Source organism: Pseudomonas sp. 31-12, from assembly GCF_003151075.1.
GTDB lineage: Bacteria > Pseudomonadota > Gammaproteobacteria > Pseudomonadales > Pseudomonadaceae > Aquipseudomonas.
In genome coordinates this window covers 92,675-114,082 of the sequence record NZ_CP029482.1, presented here as the reverse complement: position 1 = coordinate 114,082, position 21,408 = coordinate 92,675, and the positions used below count along the sequence as shown (strand labels likewise).

Sequence of the window (21,408 nt, the reverse complement as noted above, 5' to 3'; positions counted from 1 at the left end):
AAATTACCCGCGGCACTCAGCCAGTGTTTTCACCTGCCCGGAATCCGTCTGGTTTTCATCGGATAGCCACCGCTCAAAACCTGCGCCAATCGCCGGCCATTCTGAATCCAGAATCGAATACCACGCGGTGTCCCGGTTCTGTCCCTTGACCACCATGTGCTGTCGGAACACGCCTTCAAAACTGAACCCCAACCGCTCTGCCGCGTACTTGGAGCGGGCGTTGCCGTTGTTGCACTTCCACTCCAGGCGCCGGTAGCCCAGCGCAAAGGATTCCTTGGCCAGCAAATAAACCGCTTCGGTGCTTTTCGGCGAACGCTGCATCGATGCGCCGAAGGTGACGTGACCGATTTCGATGCGACCTTGGGCCGGGACGATCGACATCAGACTCAGGAGGCCCTGCACTTCACCGCTGGCACGGTCGATCACGCTGAAGAAATACGGGTCGCTGTTGGCCGCGTGATTGTTCAGCCAATCGTTGAAAGCGCTGCGTTCCGGAAAAGGGCCGTACGGCAAATAGTCCCAGAGTTTCGGGTCCGCTCCCGGGCCTTGCAGGGCTTTCCACAAACCCTCGGCGTGACGTGCCGGGTCGAGTTTTTCCAGGCGGATGAAACGCCCTTCAATGGTTTTAACCGACGGCGCCGGGACGCCTTTCCAGTCTGCGAGTGAAGTCGACATGCTGTTCTCCTTGAACCTTAAAGGGCTTTGCGAAACTGGATGAAACCGGGGCGTTCGGCGATGCGCTCGTAAAGCTGGATCGCGGTGGCGTTGGTTTCGTGGGTCAGCCAGTGGACTTTGCAGCAACCGTCCGCCTGGGCGGTGGCATAGACGAATTCGATCAGCTTGCGGCCGATGCCGGTGCCCCGTGTTTCCGGCGTTACCAGCAAGTCTTGAAGGTAGCAGGAGTTTTCGATGCTCCAGTTCGAGCGATGGTAGATGAAGTTCACCATGCCCACCGCTTTGCCATCGACCCACGCCAGCGCCGAATGAGTCGGTTCATTGCGGTCGAGCATGCGCTGCCAGGTGCTGTCAGTGACTGCATCTGGCAATTCGGTGTTGTAGAAGCGCAGGTAGGCTTGCCACAGCGGCAACCAGGCGGCGTGATCGTCGGCGCTGACCTGGCGAATTTCAATCTGACTCATGTTCATTCCTTAACGCATCAAGTGGGCGAGGGCCTGGTCGTGCACATCAGGGCTGGCGGCGAGCCCCTCGCGCACACCGGCGATGTCTGCGGTGCTGCGGTTCTGGCTGAGCTTGCGCTTGCCTTCCAGACGGTGGATCGGCAGGGCGAATCCGACGATGGCCTTGAGCATGCCGTCGATGTAATCAGCGGGTGCGTCTGCCACTTTCCATGGCTGAGCGCGGCCAGCTTCATGGCGATCGGTCAGCGCGCTGACCAGGTTAAGCAGACGATCAGCGTCGGTGAACACTTCGGCCGTGCCGTATGCATGTACGGCGACGTAGTTCCAGGTCGGTACGACTTTGCCGTGCTCGGCTTTGCTCGGGTAAAACCCCGGGCTGACGTAGGCATCGGCGCCGGCAAAAATCACCAGCGCTTCGGCGCCATCCTGCAGTTCCTTCCACTGAGGATTACCCCGGGCGAAGTGGCCAAAGAGGGTGCCATTCGGGCCCTGCTCAGGGTTGAATAACAATGGCAAATGACTGGCTTGCAGACCTTGCTCGCCGTGGGTGACCACCATGGCGAGACGGGTATCGAGTATCTGCTGCTGCAGTTCAGACAAATCTTTGATGGCAAAGCCGCTGGGGTTGTACATGGAATTATTCCTTGGCGAATGCGTCCATCCTAGGCAGGCTATTGGTCTGTTGTAAGAGCCATTAATGACCAATTTCATAGGTCCATTGTCATGAGCGAAGCGCCGCTTTCCTTGTCATTCAATCCCGCCGGTATCGAACTGGATCGTCGTCAGGGCTTGAGTCGCCAGCTCTATCAGGCATTGCGCCTGCGCGTACTGGACGGACGCCTGGCCAGTGGCACGCGATTACCGGCCAGCCGGGATCTGGCGGCGGCGCTGGCGATTTCTCGAAACAGCGTGGTGCGGGCCTACGATCAACTCTATGCCGAGGGGTTTATCGAGGGGCGTGTCGGCGACGGGACTTACGTTGCGCAATTGCCCCAGACCTCGGTCTCAGCAAAAAAATTATCCACAAAAGTATCCACAGGGTTGTCAACAGGGTTACCCACAGCCTTATCCACAAATTGGCTTGATTTGCCTGTGGTTTCATCCAGTAAAGTTATCCACAGCGGTGCGTTGGGACGAGTCGAGAGCAACCATTTGCCGACCCCACCGAGTGGTCCGCCCAAGGCCTTTCGGGTCGGCGTGCCGGCATTCGATCTGTTTCCTTTCGAGGTGTGGGCCAAGCTGAATGCGGCTTTCTGGCGCAAACCGGATTTACAGCAACTGTGTTATGGCGATCCGGCGGGTGATGAGCGTTTGCGCGGCATGATCGCCGCGTATTTGCGCAGTTCGCGAGGGATGCAGTGCTCGGCTGAGCAAATAGTGATCACCAGTGGCGCGCAGCAGGGGATTAGCCTTTGTGCACAGCTGCTGGTGGAGCCGGGCGATGGGGTGGCGATTGAGAATCCGGGGTATCGGGCGGCAGGTCATGCGTTCGCCGTGGCCGGTGCGAAACTGCATGGCGTGGCGGTGGACAGCGAGGGCATTAACTGCAACGAATTGAATGGCCTCAGCGATTGTCGGTTGGCGTATGTCACGCCTTCTCATCAATACCCGACCGGGGTGGTCATGAGTCTGGCGCGTCGCCTCGAATTGCTGGCGTGGGCCGAGCGCACCCAAGGCTGGATTGTCGAGGATGACTACGATGGCGAATACCGCTACAGCGGCGCGCCGCTGGCCCCGTTGGCGGCTCTCGATCGGCAGGGGCGGGTCTTGTATGTCGGGACGTTTGGCAAAGTTGCTTTCCCGGCCCTAAGGCTGGGTTATCTGGTGCTGCCGCCCGGTTTGGTTCAGGCATTCTCGCAACGGCGAGCGGTGGACGTACGGCATTCTGAGGTGAGCACTCAAGCGGTCATGGCCGAGTTCATGGCCGCCGGGCATTTCCAGCGGCATATCCGCCGCATGCGCCGTGCGGCCCTGAGCCGACGCAATACCTTATTGGCCGGTTGGCCGCAGAACATCCCCGGCATCGGTAGCTTGCCGAGTGTCGCGGCAGGGCTGCATCTGACGGTGGCGGTCGGCTCGCAGGCCCGTGAGCGCGAGTTGGTGGAGCAAGCGGCCAGCGTCGATGTCGAGATCAATGCGCTGAGCAGCTACTGGTTGCCGGATTCGACACTACCAGCGGACCAGCGCGCCGGGCTGGTCCTGGGTTTCGCGGCGGTGCCCGAGGCTGCGATCCGTGCCGCACTCGGGCGTCTGGAAAAGGTCTGGCGTTAAGCGCATTGCACCTCAGTTCCTGGCCTGAGGTTCCAGCTCCAGAAACAGTTTGCGCAGGTCATCGTTTTCGAGCGCTCACGTTCTGGAGACCGTGGGTTTTACCTTTGGCAAAAACAGCGATTTGGCCAGTTGAGAGCTGATTTCGCTGCGATTGATCGCGATCAATTCGTTGTTGGTACGGGCTGTTTGCCAATCAAATGCACCACCCAGTGTTCGTTGCGCGACAGTTTTCAGATGGGCAGCGGTATACCCTCCGACTGCTGTGTCGGGCTTGGGGTAATGAAAGTGGGCGTACCAAAGTACATTCCCGGTGGCAGAGTCACGAATTTCATACTCGTCGAAATAGTCCTTCCTGCGCTTTGTCTGTTTTCGACCGGCGTTCTTGACGATATTCACCAAGCCTCTTTCGTGCAGCCAATCAACGCGAGGCGCAGTGGGGAGTTGTCGCTTGATCATGTCGATCCGGGTCGCGCGGCCCTTTTCGTAAAAGCGGGTCGCCTCTTCGTTGAGGCTCTTGGCAATGTTGGCACCAGAACCCGGCCCGCTGTCGGTGAGGTTTTTATCGGTCAGGGCCCTTTCGATGGCATCGGCGGCGGCTTCCAACTGGCGGGCCTGTTGATGAAACATGTCTTCGATTTCCACCGGGATACGCCCTGCCCGTTGTGCAATTGCCTCGGTGCGGCGGGTAAATGCCCCTGATCGATCCAGCAGTGACTGACCCGCCTGAATGCTGGCAGCCAAATCCGGGCGTGGCGTTGTCGGCACTTTTGTCGCGAGCGGCACATGTTCGAGCCACACACCGGGGGTTTTTTCGTGAAAGGTCGCGATGACTTTGTGGGTGAGCGGCGAAGTGACGTCGATCAGGTCGGTGTCATCCGCGGCTGCGCGGTCGCGGAGCTTGCCGACCACCGTGCCCTTGAAGCGAGTTTTGATCAGGCGTCTGGTGGACGGAGCAGGGCGGGAAGGCCCCGGAGTCGGCTCCAGCAATCTGCGCTCATGCAACAGGCCCACCAGATGATTCATGCTCTGTTCCTTGAACGTTTCGATTCGCTGGCGCATGAGATTGAGTGGCGGCTGCAGCAGCTGTTGCGGATATTCTTCGGGCAGATCGAGAATCCGTAGGTCCAGGGTCGCGAACTGTTCCACCAGATCATTGAAACCGTCGATCCGTTCGAGCAGTGGTAGCGCACTGTCTTCGGCAGCAAGGTCCAGCGAGGACTGGATGGTGAGGCCGGCATCTTCGACTATCTGTTGCATGGCCTGGCGAGCCAGCGGTGTGGCGACAGTACCGCTGTCGCTGAGGCATAGCTCCTGAGCCAGGCTGATCTGGAACAGTTTCAAGTCGTGCAGACTGAACGACGGTAGCAGAGCCCTGTATTCCCGCGCCGCTTCTGCCCCTTCTTTGCCCAGTCGCAGCAGTTCTTCGATGCGCGCATGGGCGAACTCGATCTTGTCGATAACCCCCTGGGTCATGTCGCTGGTGAGTTGATGTGTCTGGCGGGGCGACTGGGCGCCTGCGGTTGTCTCGTTGCCCGGAAGGGCGAGGGATTGGCGCATACGCTCACCGAACTCACGGTTTTGCCGCTCGAACCATTTCTGCGTCAGTGACAGTTGATAATCCAGGCAGCTGACCATTACCGGGCGGTAGTTGGAGATGGTCTCGAGGGCGTTGTAAGTCTTGAGCTGCTCGATATAGGCGCCATATTCCGTCAGCTGTGAATTCAATACGTCGATCAAGGGCTGGCGATTGGCGTCGGCCGCTTTTTCCACGGCATCGAGCTCTTTTTTCAAGCCCGGCTTACGGACATCGAATGCGGTCAGTTGCCGTTTCAAGTCGTCCTTGTGCTGTTGGTTTTTGCGTTCGATTTCCCTTCGATTCCTGCCGCCGCCGCGCAGTCTCAGGCGCGTGTCGATGAACCATTCACCCTTCGCCGAATGGATCAAGAGAGGGCCTGTTGTGGCGGGCGTTTGCCGTGAGTCGATGATCTGCACATCATCGTTGTCGTCCAGCATGACTTCGAACCAGCGCTGACCGACCTTGGCATACCATTTCTGATTCAGTGGGCTCAGGAATCGGTGACGGCCGGTTTCGGTCGAGGACTCTTTCAACGCCGCAGGTTTTTCAATCGCCAGTCCGTCCAGCAGGGTGGCCAATGAATCCGGCATCAGCACGCCGTGGATATGCACGGATGTTTCATGGTTGGCGGGTAAATAATCGGCGGCGAGATCGGGTAGCTGCGTCACGGTAATCTTTGGCGTCGGCAGCGGCGTTACAGCGAGTATCGGGCTCTTTTCCACAGCGCGCACCGCGGGTTTGTTGCGAGTGGCCGCGCGATGGGCAAGCACCATGCCCAGGGACAGAAACAGATCCGTCAGTGCGGCCCATGCCTGATCGTTGTCATCCGCTTGCCCGGCTTCATTGGCCTGGTGCAAATCGTCCATGATTTGCCATATCCAGGCAGCCGTTGCGCCCGTGCGCCCGAAAAAGGGAAGTGCCACATTGAACAGCATCCATGCGCCCTGCTTGAGCGTGGCCCAGCGACGTTCAGCATTGGAGACCGCTTGGCGGTCGGCCAGGGTGACCAGCGCATTGGCGTTGTCGGTGAACAGTGCCTGCGCAGACGGTTCGACGACAGGCGTCGCACTCAAGCTAAGCGCGCCCATCATGCCCAGTGCCGAGGTGGGGTCGGTCAACCATTGCGACAGCGTCCAGACAGAAGGCAATTGACCAGGAAACACATATTGCGAGTAGTTGAAGTGCACGTCTTCCGGCAGCCAGGCCAGGACTGACTGGCGCAGCGCCTTGTTGTGCTTGATCGCATATAACAGGTTCGCCTCGCCGCCATATTGAACCAGCGGAAGATCCAGCAGCGGCCGATACAGGAGGCAGGGTCCTTTATCAGCCAGTCGCGGTCCGATCACAAACATATTGGCCACAACGTCGGCCTTGCTGTCGGTACGTCCCCCGGGAATGAATGCCAGCGGACGAATGACGATTTCCAGCCCGTCGACGTATCGATCTGCCGCCTTTTCCTGCATGGCCGCGACTGCATAACGGTAGCCCTGTTCGTCGATGCCAGCCTCGCCACGAACCTTGAGTTGGAGTGCCTGAAGCGGCAGTTGTATGCGCAGGTGGCGGGTGTAGAGGTTCTGTCGGCGCAGGCTTTCCGTGGGGGCGGCGAGGAGTTTGTTTTTGATCAGGCTGGGGTAGGTTTGCCCGATATTCACTGTGGTGACCAAGTCTTCCAGGTAGGACGGTGTCATCCACGCGGGCGCCGCGTCACCGTTTTTGTATTGCACCGTCTTGTTGCCTGGTGGCGAGTCAATCAGGTTTTGCAGTGCCAACTCCACCAGCGTCAGCGTGAGGGTCCGGGTTTTGCCGGGTACGATGATCGCGCCGAGGACGACGAGACTGGTGATAGTGACTTCGATGTCCTTCAGTTTCAGCTTTGTCGCGGCCGCCTGATTCTCGATCTTGTTGTCCTTGATCATCTGATCGGTCAGCGCTTGCAAGGCAAAGTCAGGAAGAGAGGGGATGCCCTCATCGAAGGATTTGCCGGCGTCCTGTTCCCGTAGCAGCGCGAGGTCCATCAAGTGTCGGCTGTAGCGGGTCAGGTCTGTGGGTGACGCATTGGTCAGCCAGTCTGGCAACAGACCCTGGATCTGGCTGAAACGTGAAGAGGGCTGCTCGTGATAGTCCGTGAAATGTTTCGCTGCGGCGCTCACCTGCGGCGCAAGGGATGGCGTCAGTGCGGCAACAGCGCCACCGAGTAAACCGATGGCATCGACCTCGAGCGCAATCAGTGCACAGGCCTGATGATCAAAAAAATCTCCGGTGGGTTCGTACAGGCGCCATTTCAGCGTGCTATCACCCTTCGAGGCAGCAATGCGCCTGGCCAGCGTTTCGCCCAATGACGCCAGTGAGTTGTAGTGCCTGAAGCCTTCTGCGATCGAATGGGTCACGACAATTGTGCGTTCATCGTGGGTGCCCACCACCACCGCGGTGTCCAGCAGTCTCAAGTGATGGGTGGTCTGATTGTCGAGACAGTCGACGTCAATCAGGCAGGCCTTGATTGAGTATTTGTCATGAGGTTGCCGTTCGGTCTGTTGTGGGTAACCGTAGACGGCGAGGGCAATGGCCCGCTGGTCTTCGTCCCAGCCGGCCTTTTCGTCGACGTTCCAGATGTTGCGCAGCGCACCGCAGAGTTGATGCCAGCGAGGTGTCGAGGCCGCTGTGGGCTGGTTCCAGTACTCGAGTTGCTGTTCCTGATAGGCCACGAACAGCAGCCTGGCCAGTTTGTTGAGCTGGCACCCAAGGGTATCGATCTTTACCGGCAGATGAATGGCCGAGTCGACAGCCGATGGCAGGGTCAGAAAATGTTCACCGTCGATGTAGGTCACCGTCGTTCCGGATAAAGCGAGCCGCACCAGCACGTCGGTGAGGGACTCGATCCGGTTGCTGCCCGGCCTGGCCTGTTCGCCGGCGAGTGTCCAGACGGGCGTCACCACCACAGCCAGGTTCGGGTCGATGTGCAGGTGTGGATACGCGGTGTCGAGGGCGGAGCGCAATGAGGCTGAAGCGACTTCCCTGATCGAAGGGCCGGTCACGAGTTGGGTCAGTATGTCTTCAGAGATGTTGGAGGGAGTCTCGGGCATGGCCGTTTCCTGTTGCCGGTGAAGCGCCGATGGGACAGCGCTGTGTTCGGGCAAGGTAGAGGGCCGTCGAGGGCTGAAGGTGGTAGATATGTATCGCAGGCAAAAAAGACCCGCCATCACGCGGGTCTTTTATTTGGCGGGGAATCAGGTCCCGGACTTGATCTTGGTCCAGGCCCGGGTCCGCGCACGTTCAGCATCGCGCGGTAACGGTTGCAGGGTATACAGCGTGCCCATCGCCGCTTCGGTCGGGTACAGGTTCGGGTTGTTGCGGATCGCCGGATCGACCATTTCCGTGGCGTCCTTGTTCGGGTTCGGGTAGCCGACGAAGTCGCTGACCGGCGCGATCACTTGCGGTTGCAGCAGGTAGTTGATGAAGGTGTAGGCGTCTTCCGGGTTCTTCGCACCTTTGGGAATGGCGAGCATGTCGAACCAGATCGGCGCGCCTTCTTTCGGCAGGCGCATGTCGACGATCACACCGTTCTTGGCTTCCTTGGCGCGGTTGGCCGCCTGGGAGAAGCTGCCGGAATAACCGACCGCGACGCAGATGTCACCGTTGGCGATGTCAGCCATGTATTTGGAGGAGTGGAAGTAGGTGATGTACGGCCGGATTTTCATCAACAGCGCTTCAGCCTTTTCGTAGTCCGCCGGCTTCTTGCTGTTGGGGTCCAGGCCGAGGTGTTGCAGGGCCAGCGGCAGGATCTCCGACGGCGAGTCGAGCAGGGCGACGCCGCACTGCTTGAGCTTGCTGATGTTCTCTTCCTTGAAGATCAGGTCCCAGCTGTCAACCGGCGCGTTGTCGCCCAGGGCGGCTTTGACCTTGTCCGGGTTGAAGCCGATCAGGATGGTCCCGTACATGTACGGCACGGCGAATTTGTTACCCGGATCGTTGCCTTCCAGCAGCTTCATCAGCTTCGGATCGAGGTGGTTCCAGTTCGGCAGTTTGCTGCGGTCCAGCGGCTGGAACACGCCGGCTTCGATCTGCTTGGCGAGGAACACGTTGGACGGCACCACCACGTCGTAGCCGGAGTTGCCGGTCAGCAGCTTGGCTTCGAGTGCTTCATTGGTGTCGAAGATGTCGTAGACCAGTTTGGTCTGGGTGTTCTGTGCCTTGAAGTCTTCCAGCGCCTTGGGGGTGATGTAGTCGAACCAGTTGTAGACGCGCAACGTTCGCTCTTCAGCATGGGCGGCGCCACCGAGCACCGTGGCGCACAGCACCGGTGCAATAAAACGCTTGAGTCTGTTCATTGTTCTAATTCCTCATTGGGCGCTTTCAAAACCTTCGAGAACGTTCACGGCATTGATGCCGATTTCTTCGACCGCGTATCCGCCTTCCATCACGAACAGCGTCGGTTTGCCGAGCTTCGCGATGCGCTCGCCCATGGCCAGGTAATCCGGGCTGTCGAGCTTGAATTGAGAGATCGGATCGTCCTTGAACGTGTCGACGCCCAGGGACACGACAACGATGTCCGCGCCGTATTGCTCGATCTCTTTGCAGGCTTGTTCCAGCGCTGCACTCCAGCTGTCCCAGCCGCTGCCGGCCGGCAAAGGGTAGTTGAAGTTGAAGCCTTCGCCGGCCCCTTCGCCGAGTTCGTCTTCATAGCCGAGGAAGAACGGAAACTCGGCTTCCGGATGGCCGTGAATCGAGGTGAACAGCACGTCGCTGCGTTCGTAGAAAATCGATTGGGTGCCGTTGCCGTGGTGGTAGTCGACGTCGAGGATCGCGACCTTTTTGTGGCCCTGATCGAGGAAGGCCTGAGCGGCAATGGCGGCGTTGTTGAGGTAGCAATAACCGCCCATCAAGTCGCTGGCGGCATGGTGTCCCGGTGGACGGCACAGCGCGAAAGCACTGCGGGCGCCGCGCTGGATCGCAGCTTGTGCGGTGAGGGCCACTTGCGCTGCGCTGTACGCCGCTTTCCAGGTGCCGGCGGTGATCGGTGCGCCACCGTCGAAGCTGTAATAGCCGAGCTGGCCGTGCAGGCTGGTGGGGATAATCCGACGCAGGGTGCGGGCCGGCCAGGTGTAGGGCAGCAAGTCGCCGTCGGTGTTGAATTCGGTCCAGCGTGCCCAGGCGCCTTTGAAGAAGTCGAGGTAGGCGCGGCTGTGGATGCGCGCGATCGGGTCCAGGCCAAAATCCTGCGGCGCTTCGACCGGGCCGAGGTTCTGCGTTTGCACCCGTTGCAGCACATGGTCGGCACGTGAGGGCATTTCGAAGCAGGGCATCAATTGCCCATCCATCAATTCACAACGGCCGTGGTGCAGGTGGTGATCGTCCGAGTAGATCGTCAGCATTTCTTGTTCTCCGCAGGCTGATTCGGTTGAACACAGTCTTGCGGGACGCGGCGTTTGAGAGAACGGCAGGAAAGGCCAAAAGGGGATTTATGTGGCCAAAAGATTTGACCGAAATTCGCCCCTCTGTGGCGAGGGAGCTTGCTCCCGCTCGGCTGCGTAGCAGCCGCAACCCGGCAAATGCTATCTGAAGAGAGGAATGCGGTGTTTGGTTTGGGTCTGCTGCGCAGACCAGCGGGAGCAAGCTCCCTCGCCACAGGGGCGGGTCAGGGTCTGAACTGACTCGGCGCCACGCCGCTCCAGCGCACGAACGCATGGCGAAAACTCGCGGTTTCGCTGAAGCCCAGCGCCTCGGCGATCCGGTAGATCGGCAGCTGATCCTCACAAAGCATCTGCTTGGCCTGATCGAAGCGCAGTTCGTCGAGCAATTCCTGATAGCTGCACCCCAGATCCTTGAGGTGGCGACGTAAGGTGCGCGCCGAACAATTCATCTGTAACGCCAAACCTTCCAGCCCCGGCGCCGCATTCAGTTGCGCGCGGAGCAACTGCCGAATCCGCCCCAGCCACGCCTGACGTCCGGTGAATTCGGTGTTCTGCTTGCGGCAGCGTTCGACCATCGCCTGATGAGTTATCACATCGGCGAGCGGCAAGGGTTGGTCGAGCCAACGCTTGTCAAAGGCGAAGGCGTTGTCCCGCGCCTCAAAGTGCAGCGGGCAATTGAAGTGTTCGGCGTAGGTCGCCTGATAGTCCGGTGCCGCATGTTCCAGGCGAGCTGCAAGTAAGGGCAGCGGGTGCCCGAGCAAGTCATCGCAGATGACTTTCAACGACACCAGACAGAATTCAGCGTTGAACACGGCCAGCGCCGGGTTCTCTCGATAATCGGCAGCCACGAACCACACACGCTCGCCGTCATCTTCCAGGCTTAACTCGAAAAGTGTTCCCAACAGCGCCGGATAACGCATCGCCAAGCGCAAAGCGTCACCGAAGGTGGCACTGGTGAGCAGCGCATAACCGAGCATGCCGTAGGACGAAACGTGCATCCGCCGACCCAGTTCCAGGCCGATATCACGCTTGAGCGCGACGGCGTTGGCGCAGACCTGCATCTCCTGATTGGTGGTGATGCGCGTGTCCGCCCGACTCAGATCCGCCGCGCTGATGCCACTTCCCGCCAGCAGTGCTTCGCTGGACAAGCCTTCGGCCTTGAAGGTGTTGAGCACCAGGGAGACGGCGTTGAGGGTGGTGAGGTGGGAGTGGAGCATGGGATGTTCCAGCCTTGGGAATGCTGGAACGGCAGCAAGTTATGTGCCCATCGTGTGACGACCATTACCTGTGGCGAGGGAGCTTGCTCCCGCTCGGGCGCGCAGCGGCCGCAATCCGGCTGACGCAACATTCCTGAACATATTCCGTCGTCGATTTCAGGAGCGCTTCGCACTCCAGCGGGAGCAAGCTCCCTCGCCACAGGGTTTGTGTCCGGCCTCAAGGTCAGCTGAGTTCACCGCAAAGGTCGAGCTCGACCAGGCGCCGCACTTCGGCGGTGTCCAGCCCGGCACCCAGCAACCCATGCAACTTGCCGAACGCCGCTTCACGGGTCATGCCGCCGCCCGAAAGCACGCCAACGCCGCGCAACCGGCTACCGGCCTCGTAGACATCCAGCTCAACGCCACCTTCATGGCATTGGGTGACGGCGACAACAACCACACCTTTGTCCCGCGCCCGCTCCAGAGCGGCCAGAAACTCAGGGTTATCGCTCGGCCCAGTGCCGCTGCCGTAGCACTCCAGCACCAAACCTTGAATGCCGCTATTCAGCACGCCATCCAGTTGCTCGGCGCCGATACCGGGAAACAACGGCAACACAGCAACTTTCGCCAATTGCTTGCTCTGGTTGTAATTCAATTGAGCCGGCAGCGAAGTGGCTTTTACACCACCGCCCTGACGCTCCAGGCGCTTGAACGGATGGCGACCGAAACTACGAACCTTCGCGCAATGAGTCGGGTCCAGCAGTTCGCCGTGGAAGTACAAATGAACGCCCGGTGCCAGGCCGTTGCCCAGAGCAACCAACGCGCCACTGAGGTTTTCCCAGGCATCGCTGTCGGTCACGCCGGCCGGCAGCATCGAACCGGTAAACACCACGCGGGCATTCAGACCGAGCAATTGAAAACTCATCGCGGCGGCGCTGTAGGCGAGGGTATCGGTGCCATGCAGGATCAATACGCTGTCGCAGCCCTGGACATCAACGGCGTCGACCACCGCTTCACGCAGTTGCTGCCAGTACGCCGGGCTCATGTTGGCACTGTCGATCAGCGGCGACATCTCGCGAAAGCGCCACTGCGGTACCACGAGTTCAGGCTGACTGTGCAGGTATTCGCGCATCCGCGCTTCGAAACCGGACGCCGGAGTCAGGCCATTGGCGCTGGCCTGCATACCGATGGTGCCACCGGTGTAGAGCACCATGACGTGCTGAGCGGCAGGAAAGGAATTGGGAACCATGGGGAAGCCTCCGCAAGAGATGACATGTGGGAGCGAGCCTGCTCGCGATGGCGGTATGTTAGACACTAATGTGTCAACTGACAGTCCGTCATCGCCAGCAGGCTGGCTCCCACAGGTTTGTGCACCCTTCGTTTAACGATCAGCGTTGCGCTGCGGGTACGCCTTGCGGCTCGGCTTCAGCCTTTGGAGCAGCCGCTGGCGGATTGGCTGGCCAGGCTTTCAGGTCCAGATCCAGATCCGGGAACTTGCTCGAGTCGAACACTGGCGTCTTGATCCCGGCAGCACGCTGGTCATCGTAGTCACGCAGGATGCGCATGCCGACTTTGAACAGCAGGAACAGTGCGATCAGGTTCACGAACGCGAGCAAGGTCATGGTGATGTCGGCGAAGGCGAACACCGTGCCGAGGTTTTCGATCGCACCCCAGAAGATCAACACCAGTACCAGCACGCGATAGCCGATCAGCGCCTTGCGGTTTTCACCGATCATGAAGCGCAGGTTGCTCTCGCCCAGGTAGTAGTTGTAGAGGATCGAGGTGAACACGAACAACGACAGGGCTACGGAAATGAAACTGCGGCCCCAGTCACCAACCACGGCGGCCAGCGAGTTCTGGGTCAGAGCAATGCCGTCGCCTTCGAAGCCCGGGGTGTAGAAGCCCGACAGCAGGATCAGCAGCGCGGTGCAGGTGCAGATCACGAAGGTGTCGAGGAACACGCTGAACGCCTGGACCACGCCTTGTGCCACCGGGTGCTCGACCGAAGCGACTGCGGCCACGTTCGGCGCACTGCCCAGGCCCGCTTCGTTGGCGAACACGCCACGCTTCACGCCCATGACGATGGCGCTGCCGATCAGGCCGCCGAAGGCCTGGTCGAGACCGAAGGCGCTTTTGACGATGGTCATCAACATCGCTGGAACGTGGTCGAATTGCAGCACGATCACGTAAATGGTCACGCCGATGTACACCAGGGTTTTGACCGGCACCAGCAGGTCAGCGACCTTGGCGATGCGCTTGATCCCGCCGATGAACACCAGGCCCAGCAACACCGCCAGGGCGAGGCCCGTGTAGGTGGTGTCAAGGCCGAAGGCGTTGTTCAGCGAGTGAGTCACGGCGTGGGCTTGCAGGCCGTTGAAGGCGAAGCCGAAGGTCACCAGCAGCAGGAACGCCATGACCATACCCAGCCAGCGCTTCTGCAGGCCGTGCTGGATGTAGTAGGACGGGCCGCCACGGTAGGTGCCGTCGGCATCCGTACGTTTGTAGAGCTGACCAAGGGAACATTCGAAGAAGCTGCTGGACATGCCGACCAGTGCGGTCACCCACATCCAGAACACCGCACCTGGGCCACCCAGGGTCACGGCGATACCGACACCGGCGATGTTACCCGCGCCGACACGTCCCGCAAGGCTGAGCATCAGGGCCTGGAACGAACTGAGTTGCCCGGCGCTGCTTTTCAGGCTGTCGCGGAACACCGCGAACATGTGGAAGAAGTGGCGCAATTGAACGAAACGCGAGCGGATCGTGAAGTAGCTACCGAGCCCGACAATGAGCACGATCAGTACTTTCCCTGAGAGGAAGTCGTTAATGACTTCGAGCATGGATTATTCCTCGCTGTTTTTTGTTTAGGCAAATGCTGGGCAGGTAGAAACATCGCGTTACACCGGAGTGCACATGGCACAACAGTGAGGCGTGTGTTCGTCCCGGGCCCATATCGCAGGTTTGTTATTAGTTCGGGTTTCGCATGGGTTTGGGCCTCGTTACCGACGACCGCTCACGCGAAGAGGGGCGGCACTATACCTAGGAGAGTGCCGTCCGTCTGCACGGTTGTGGTGCAAGCGACGAAACGAAGCCTTGAAACGCCTGACCCTTTGGAGGTCCGGTTCTTGTGGGAGCGGGCTTGCCCGCGATGCAGTCACCGCGGTTTTTCAGGTACGCCGCGTTATCGTTCATCGCGGGCAAGCCCGCTCCCACAGGTTCTGCGTGTTGCTCAAAGAGTTAAAAAAAAGGGCCTGGGGAATAGATCCCCAAGCCCTCAAAAGGTGAGAGGTGTCTAGTCCCTCGACCTGGTGAGCGTGGCCCTTGGTGCTCTTCGTTAAAGGAGCAAGAGCCGATGTTGCGTCTGGTTATGCCTTCAAAGGCACCAGACGCGGAGCAATCATGTTTTCCGGGCGCAGGATGTCGGCGAGCATTTCATCGTCGAGCAAGCCTTCTTCGCGCACCAGTTCCAGCACGCCGCGGCCGCTTTCCAGCGCGATACGAGCGATGCGGGTGGCGTTTTCATAGCCGATATACGGGTTCAGCGCGGTGACCAAGCCGATCGAGTGCTCGACCAGTTCACGGCAGCGCTCTTCGTTGGCGGTGATGCCGACGATGCAGTGCTCGCGCAGCATGTCCATGGCGCGTTGCAGCAGGCGGATCGAGTCGAAAATCTTGAACGCGATCAGCGGCTCCATCACGTTCAGTTGCAACTGACCGCCTTCGGCCGCGATGGTCAGGGCCAGGTCGTTGCCGATGATCTGGAACGCCACCTGGTTAACCGCTTCCGGGATTACCGGGTTGACCTTGCCTGGCATGATCGAGCTGCCTGGCTGACGCGCCGGCAGGTTGATTTCGTTGATGCCGGTGCGTGGGCCGCTGGACAGCAGGCGCAGGTCGTTGCAGATCTTCGACAGCTTCACCGCGGTGCGCTTGAGCATGCCGGAGAACAGCACGAAGGCGCCCATGTCGGAGGTGGCTTCGATCAGATCGGCCGCCGGAACCAGCGGTTGACCGCTGATCAGGGCCAGACGCTCAACGGCCAGGTGCTGGTAGCGCGGGTCGGCGTTGATGCCGGTGCCGATCGCGGTGCCGCCCAGGTTCACTTCGGTCAGCAGCTCAGGCGCCAGGGTCTTCAGGCGCGCCAGGTCTTCGCTCAGCGTGGTGGCGAAGGCGCGGAATTCCTGGCCCAGGGTCATCGGCACGGCGTCTTGCAGCTGGGTACGACCCATCTTCAGGACGTGGCTGAATTCAACACCCTTGGCAGCAAACGACTGGATCAGGCTGTCGAGGCTGGCCAGCAGCGCGTCGTGACCCAGCAGCAGACCCAGACGGATCGCGGTCGGGTAGGCGTCGTTGGTCGACTGCGCCATGTTCACGTCGTTGTTCGGGTGCAGGTATTGGTATTCGCCCTTCTGGTGACCCATGGCCTCCAGCGCGATGTTGGCGATGACTTCGTTGGCATTCATGTTGGTCGAAGTGCCAGCGCCGCCTTGAATCATGTCCACCACGAACTCTTCGTGGAAATCGCCGCGGATCAAACGTGCACAGGCTTCGCTGATGGCAGCGTGCTTGGCTTCGCTCAGGTGACCCAACTCGCGGTTGGCGTCAGCGGCGGCCTGTTTGACCATCGCCAGACCGACAACCAGCTTCGGGTAATGCGAAATCGGAACGCCGGAGAGACGGAAGTTGTTCACCGCTCGCAGGGTCTGGATGCCGTAATACGCTTGAGCAGGTACTTCGAGTACGCCAAGCAGGTCTTTTTCTGTGCGGAAAGATGCAGCGGAGGACATGATAGAAATCATCTCGATAAGGACCCGGTCTGTGCCGGAACGCTGCAAATGCTAGGCTTGTGGAGAATTTTCGGCCAATGCTGTTAAACACTAGCCTATGCACATTCGGCATAATGCCCATGTGACGCCGCGTGTGCGGCGAGCGTGTGACCTAATTTGGTGCGTGTCTGGGAGGACGTGATGAATCTGGAAAGTAAATGGCTCGAGGACTTCAGCGCTCTGGCCGCGACACGTAGCTTCTCCCAGGCTGCGGAACGACGCTTCGTGACTCAGCCGGCGTTCAGCCGCCGGATCCGCAGCCTTGAAGCCGCGCTGGGGTTGACGCTGGTCAATCGCTCGCGCACGCCCGTCGAACTGACGGCGGCGGGGCAGTTGTTCCTGGTGACCGCACGAACCGTGGTCGAACAGCTCGGCGAAGTGCTGCGCCACCTTCATCATCTGGAAGGCGGGCAGGGTGAAGTGATGCAAGTGGCTGCCGCTCACTCCCTGGCATTGGGCTTTTTTCCGCGCTGGATCGCGCAATTGCGTAATGAAGGTTTGAACATCGCCACGCGGTTGGTGGCGACTAACGTCGGCGATGCGGTGCATGCGCTGCGAGAAGGCGGTTGCGACTTGATGCTGGCGTTCTATGACCCGGACGCAGCCTTGCAGATGGACCCGGAAATCTTCCCGTCCCTGCACCTCGGCGACACCGAAATGCTTCCTGTCTGCGCAGCGGATGCCGATGGCAAGCCGTTGTTTGATCTGGAGGGCGAGGGCAGTGTGCCGCTGCTGGCCTATAGCGCGGGTGCGTTTCTCGGGCGTTCGGTGAACATGCTGCTGCGTCAGCGTGCGCTGCGCTTCACCACCATCTATGAGACCGCCATGGCCGACAGCTTGAAAAGCATGGCGCTGGAGGGGTTGGGGATTGCGTGGGTGCCGCAATTGAGTGTGCGCGCCGAGCTGGCGCGCGGTGAGCTGGTGGTGTGCGGCGGCCCGCAATGGCATGTGCCGCTGGAGATTCGTCTGTATCGCTGCGCGCTGGTGCGCAAGGCGAATGTGCGGTTGTTGTGGCGCAAGCTGGAAGGCGGCGCGGCCCAAGGCACAACCGGTTCCTGAGACCCTGACGATCAAATGTGGGAGCGGGCTTGCTCGCGAATGCGGTGGGTCAGACAACATTGATATCGACTGACCCACCGCTTTCGCGAGCAAGCCCGCTCCCACGAGGGATTGGGGGTGTAATTGACTGACCTTCAAGTCAATAAAACCGGCACTTTGCGCCGTATGACGGATGGTCGTTTCAGGGGCTGTTTATCTGCTTCATTAAGGTATACTGCGCGGCCTTCGGCCGGCTTGACTGGCCATAATTCGTACAATCAAGCCACGCATTTTGCGTGGCTTGTTGTTTTTTGACGCGCCTGCGGGCGCCCAGAGAGAAGAGGCACGACGATGAGTGCACTGGTTGGCGTGATCATGGGCTCCAAGTCCGATTGGTCCACCCTTAGCCACACCGCCGATATGCTGGAAAAGCTCGGCATCCCTTACGAGGTGAAAGTGGTCTCCGCCCACCGCACCCCGGACCTGCTGTTCCAGTACGCCGAAGAGGCCGAGGCGCGTGGCATCGAGGTGATCATCGCCGGTGCCGGTGGCGCGGCCCACTTGCCTGGCATGTGTGCGGCCAAGACCCACCTGCCGGTGCTGGGCGTTCCGGTGCAGTCGTCGATGCTTTCGGGCGTCGATTCGCTGCTCTCGATCGTGCAGATGCCTGCGGGCATCCCGGTTGCCACCCTGGCCATCGGCAAGGCCGGCGCGATCAACGCTGCCCTGCTGTCGGCGAGTATCCTCGGCGCCAAGCACCCGCAATTCCACGCGGTGCTGAAAAAATTCCGTGCTGAGCAGACAGACAGCGTCCTGGAAAATCCAGACCCACGCATCGCCTGAGGTTGTTGACGATGAAGATCGGTGTAATCGGTGGCGGCCAGTTGGGTCGCATGTTGGCGTTGGCGGGCACTCCGCTGGGCATGAACTTCGCTTTTCTGGACCCGGCGCCGGATGCTTGCGCAGCTGCGTTGGGCGAACACCTGCGGGCCGATTACGGCGATCAGGATCACTTGCGCCAGCTGGCCGATGAAGTTGATCTGGTGACCTTCGAGTTCGAAAGCGTCCCGGCTGAAACCGTGGCGTTCCTGTCGCAATTCGTCCCGGTCTACCCAAGCGCCGAAGCCCTGCGCATCGCTCGTGATCGCTGGTTCGAGAAGAGCATGTTCAAGGACCTGGGGATTCCCACCCCGGCGTTTGCCGACATTCAATCGCAAGCCGATCTGGACGCCGCTGTCGCTTCCATCGGTCTGCCGGCCGTGTTGAAAACCCGCACCCTGGGTTACGACGGCAAGGGCCAGAAAGTCCTGCGCAAACCGGAAGATGTGGTCGGCACCTTCGCCGAACTGGGCAGCGTGGCCTGCCTGCTGGAAGGCTTCGTGCCGTTTACCGGTGAAGTCTCGCTGATCGCCGTGCGTGCTCGCGATGGTGAAACCAGGTTCTACCCACTGGTTCACAACACCCACGACAGCGGCATCCTCAAGCTGTCCGTGGCCAGCACCGACCACCCGCTGCAGGCTTTGGCCGAAGACTACTCCAGCCGCGTGCTCAAGCAGTTGAATTACGTCGGCGTGATGGCGTTCGAGTTCTTCGAAGTCGACGGTGGCCTCAAGGCCAACGAAATCGCCCCGCGCGTGCACAACTCCGGGCACTGGACCACCGAAGGCGCCGAGTGCAGCCAGTTCGAAAACCACTTGCGAGCCGTTGCCGGTCTGCCGCTGGGTTCGACGGCCAAGGTCGGCGAGAGCGCAATGCTCAACTTCATCGGTAAAGTGCCGGACACCGAGAAAGTCCTGGCCATCGCCGATTGCCATCTGCACCACTATGGCAAGGCGTTCAAGGTCGGCCGCAAGGTCGGTCACGCCAACCTGCGTTGTGCAAACCGCGAAACACTGGCCGCGCAGATCCTCAAGGTCGAAGCGCTCATCGCCGAATAAACAGTTTCATGTGGCAGCGGCGGAACCATTCAAGGTCCGCCGTTCTCTCATGGCAGGATGCGAAAGTCTGACTAGGCTTTCGCATAGCCACTTACTCAGAGGGAAATGTCATGGGAATTATCGGAACCATCTTTATCGGCTTGATCGTCGGCCTGCTGGCCCGGTTCCTGAAACCGGGCGATGACAGCATGGGCTGGATCATGACTATCCTGCTCGGTATCGGCGGTTCGCTGGCGGCCACTTATGGCGGCCAGGCTCTGGGCATCTATCACGCGGGCGAAGGTGCAGGCTTCATCGGTGCGCTGGTCGGCGCGGTGGTGTTGCTGGTGATCTACGGTTTGATCAGAAAGAACTGATTCATGCGACGAAGTCCTCTCCTCTCCGCGCCGCAGGCGGGGAGGGCTAGAATGCTCGGCGTTACACCGTCCTTTCCTTACCGAGCACCTCCATGCGCCGTCTTTTTTTGACTCTCCTCCTTTTGGGCAGCGGCTTGGCCCATGCCGGCGAACTGCCGGAAACCGACTGGCTCGAGCTGATGCCCAAGTCGGATCAGAAAGCCCTCGAGGCCATGCCTGAAATCGACCATAACTCCCCCGAAGGCGATGGTACCTTTACCGAAAAAGGTGGCATGAAGCAGAGCAAAGGCTTGCCGGCGGTGATGTATTCGACCAAAACCGTGCCGTCGATGAACGACAAGAACATCCGCATCGGGGGGTATCCGGTGCCTTTGGAGTCCGATGCCAAGGGGCGCAGTACGCTGTTCTTCCTCGTGCCGTACCCGGGCGCCTGCATCCACGTGCCGCCACCGCCGCCTAATCAGTTGGTGCTGGTGCGTTATCCGAAAGGTTTGAAGCTGGATGACATCTACACGCCGCTGTGGGTGACCGGCACGTTGAAGATCGAGAAGGTCAACAATGATCTGGCTGACGCGGCGTATGCGCTGGATGCGGCGAAGGTGCGAGTGGTGCAGGAGTCCGATCTCTAACAGCCACTCGAAATAACTGTGGGAGCCAGCCTGCTGGCGATAGCGGTGTGTCAGATACTTTCAAGTTGACTGACACGACGCCATCGCCAGCAGGCTGGCTCCCACATTTCGTATTGCGGTAGGGCTTAGAGCGGTTTTGCGCCGACGCTGACACCCAAGGTATGGCACGCACCCGGCGCCAATGTCACCACATCATCCATCACATTCGCCGTCTCGATGCACAGCATCTTCTGCCAGCCATCGTCGGCCATGTCGCTGAACGCGGCCGCGCGTTCTATCCACGGATTCCAGATCACTGCCGAGCGCGAGCCACAGCTGGTCAGCTCGATACGCCGTTCCCAAGTCGGGTCGACAATGCTCAGCTTCGCCGGGGTATTGAGGTAGATGCGGTCGGTTTCGCCAGTGAAACGCAAATCGCCGCTCTGAGTGACGGTTTTCCAGTCCTCCAGCGTCTCGATGTAGCTCAAGCCATCCAGCCCCTCAACGTGCACATTGCGCACATCACTGACCGCGAAGTAACTGTGCAGCGCCTGGCTGATGGTGACTTTATCCGTGCCCTGGTTGTGGCTGGTCAGACTGATGTGCAGTTGATCATCCAGACGAATGCTCAGTTTGAGATCCACCTGATGCGGCCAGCCCGGAAAGCCGCCTTCGGGGTAGGGCAGGAGAAACTCAACCTTAAGGCTTTCACCCTCGGCTTCGATACCACCCAGTTCCCAATCCATCGCCCGGACAAAACCGTGGGCGGTCGGCGATTCGTTGCTGACGCGCATCGCCTGGACGCTCTGCGGGTTGCGCGGGAAATTGCCGAACCACGGCCAGCACACCGGCACGCCGGCGCGGATGCTTTTGCCGGTCTTGAACACGGCCTCGTCGTTCAGCCAGATCACCGGCGGTTGGCCGGCCACTTGATAACTGAGGATGTGCGCGCCTTGCTGGGCGACCAGCAATTCGGCCTGACCGTGGCGGATGCGCCAGCAGTTCAGTTCATCCAGTTTCACGGCTTCAACGTTGGGCGTGCTCATGGGG

The 21,408-nt window shown here is 60.0% G+C and carries 17 protein-coding genes; 6 read left to right on the top strand and 11 right to left on the bottom strand.

The features are described from left to right. Window positions 1–3 precede the first annotated feature (3 nt). Genes DJ564_RS00540 through DJ564_RS00530 form a run of 3 tightly spaced genes read right to left on the bottom strand, consistent with a single transcriptional unit; the run spans window position 4 to window position 1,772 of the window. The gene (locus DJ564_RS00540; protein ID WP_109626837.1) at window positions 4–675 is read right to left on the bottom strand and encodes a GNAT family N-acetyltransferase; all 672 of its coding nucleotides are present in this window, start codon (window positions 673–675) and stop codon (window positions 4–6) included. Window positions 676–692: 17 nt separating this feature from the next. Continuing rightward, on the bottom strand, window positions 693–1,139 hold the full coding sequence (locus DJ564_RS00535) for a GNAT family N-acetyltransferase (protein WP_109626835.1): 447 nt from the start codon (window positions 1,137–1,139) through the stop codon (window positions 693–695). A gap of 9 nt (window positions 1,140–1,148) precedes the next feature. Next, on the bottom strand, window positions 1,149–1,772 hold the full coding sequence (locus DJ564_RS00530; protein WP_109626833.1) for an FMN-binding negative transcriptional regulator: 624 nt from the start codon (window positions 1,770–1,772) through the stop codon (window positions 1,149–1,151). Between the two features lie 90 nt (window positions 1,773–1,862). Between DJ564_RS00530 and DJ564_RS00525 the strand changes: the two genes are divergently transcribed. Beyond that, window positions 1,863–3,410 carry a PLP-dependent aminotransferase family protein gene (locus DJ564_RS00525; protein ID WP_109626832.1) on the top strand — a complete coding sequence of 516 codons (1,548 nt, stop codon included), beginning with the start codon at window positions 1,863–1,865 and terminating at the stop codon, window positions 3,408–3,410. A gap of 75 nt (window positions 3,411–3,485) precedes the next feature. Here DJ564_RS00525 and DJ564_RS00520 read toward each other — a convergent pair whose 3' ends face one another. The 7 genes from DJ564_RS00520 to aspA all read right to left on the bottom strand — a co-directional run bounded on the left by DJ564_RS00520 (window position 3,486) and on the right by aspA (window position 16,380). After that, window positions 3,486–8,066: a DUF6543 domain-containing protein gene (locus DJ564_RS00520; RefSeq protein WP_109626830.1), complete on the bottom strand. Its 4,581-nt coding sequence runs from the start codon at window positions 8,064–8,066 to the stop codon at window positions 3,486–3,488. A gap of 144 nt (window positions 8,067–8,210) precedes the next feature. Further along, the gene (locus DJ564_RS00515) at window positions 8,211–9,311 is read right to left on the bottom strand and encodes a polyamine ABC transporter substrate-binding protein (RefSeq protein ID WP_109626828.1); all 1,101 of its coding nucleotides are present in this window, start codon (window positions 9,309–9,311) and stop codon (window positions 8,211–8,213) included. A gap of 12 nt (window positions 9,312–9,323) precedes the next feature. Next, the gene (locus DJ564_RS00510; protein WP_109626827.1) at window positions 9,324–10,355 is read right to left on the bottom strand and encodes a histone deacetylase family protein; all 1,032 of its coding nucleotides are present in this window, start codon (window positions 10,353–10,355) and stop codon (window positions 9,324–9,326) included. Window positions 10,356–10,618: 263 nt separating this feature from the next. Beyond that, window positions 10,619–11,611 (bottom strand): AraC family transcriptional regulator, encoded by a 993-nt coding sequence (locus DJ564_RS00500; RefSeq protein ID WP_109626823.1) that lies wholly within the window; start codon window positions 11,609–11,611, stop codon window positions 10,619–10,621. 223 nt (window positions 11,612–11,834) lie between these two features. Then, the gene (locus DJ564_RS00495; RefSeq protein ID WP_109626821.1) at window positions 11,835–12,839 is read right to left on the bottom strand and encodes an asparaginase; all 1,005 of its coding nucleotides are present in this window, start codon (window positions 12,837–12,839) and stop codon (window positions 11,835–11,837) included. Window positions 12,840–12,978: 139 nt separating this feature from the next. Beyond that, window positions 12,979–14,430, bottom strand: coding sequence for a sodium:alanine symporter family protein (locus DJ564_RS00490; protein WP_109626819.1), 1,452 nt, complete (start codon window positions 14,428–14,430; stop codon window positions 12,979–12,981). Between the two features lie 525 nt (window positions 14,431–14,955). After that, window positions 14,956–16,380 (bottom strand): aspartate ammonia-lyase, encoded by a 1,425-nt coding sequence (aspA, locus tag DJ564_RS00485; RefSeq protein ID WP_109626817.1) that lies wholly within the window; start codon window positions 16,378–16,380, stop codon window positions 14,956–14,958. Window positions 16,381–16,560: 180 nt separating this feature from the next. On the opposite strand from aspA, the gene DJ564_RS00480 reads away from it, so the two are divergent. From DJ564_RS00480 to DJ564_RS00460, 5 genes are all read left to right on the top strand, one after another. After that, a complete protein-coding gene (locus tag DJ564_RS00480; protein WP_109626815.1) occupies window positions 16,561–17,478 on the top strand; it encodes a LysR substrate-binding domain-containing protein in 918 nt (305 codons plus the stop codon). 330 nt (window positions 17,479–17,808) lie between these two features. Continuing rightward, on the top strand, window positions 17,809–18,300 hold the full coding sequence (gene purE, locus DJ564_RS00475; RefSeq protein WP_008150032.1) for a 5-(carboxyamino)imidazole ribonucleotide mutase: 492 nt from the start codon (window positions 17,809–17,811) through the stop codon (window positions 18,298–18,300). Between the two features lie 11 nt (window positions 18,301–18,311). Then, complete coding sequence (locus DJ564_RS00470) at window positions 18,312–19,394, top strand: 5-(carboxyamino)imidazole ribonucleotide synthase (RefSeq protein WP_109626813.1); 1,083 nt, start codon at window positions 18,312–18,314, stop codon at window positions 19,392–19,394. Window positions 19,395–19,504: 110 nt separating this feature from the next. Continuing rightward, window positions 19,505–19,750 (top strand): GlsB/YeaQ/YmgE family stress response membrane protein, encoded by a 246-nt coding sequence (locus DJ564_RS00465; RefSeq protein ID WP_010465333.1) that lies wholly within the window; start codon window positions 19,505–19,507, stop codon window positions 19,748–19,750. Between the two features lie 92 nt (window positions 19,751–19,842). Beyond that, a complete protein-coding gene (locus DJ564_RS00460) occupies window positions 19,843–20,379 on the top strand; it encodes a DUF3299 domain-containing protein (protein ID WP_109626811.1) in 537 nt (178 codons plus the stop codon). A gap of 125 nt (window positions 20,380–20,504) precedes the next feature. On the opposite strand, the gene DJ564_RS00455 is transcribed toward DJ564_RS00460, so the two are convergent. Continuing rightward, window positions 20,505–21,404, bottom strand: a complete 900-nt coding sequence (locus DJ564_RS00455) for a D-hexose-6-phosphate mutarotase (protein WP_109626810.1) — start codon at window positions 21,402–21,404, stop codon at window positions 20,505–20,507. Window positions 21,405–21,408 lie beyond the last annotated feature (4 nt).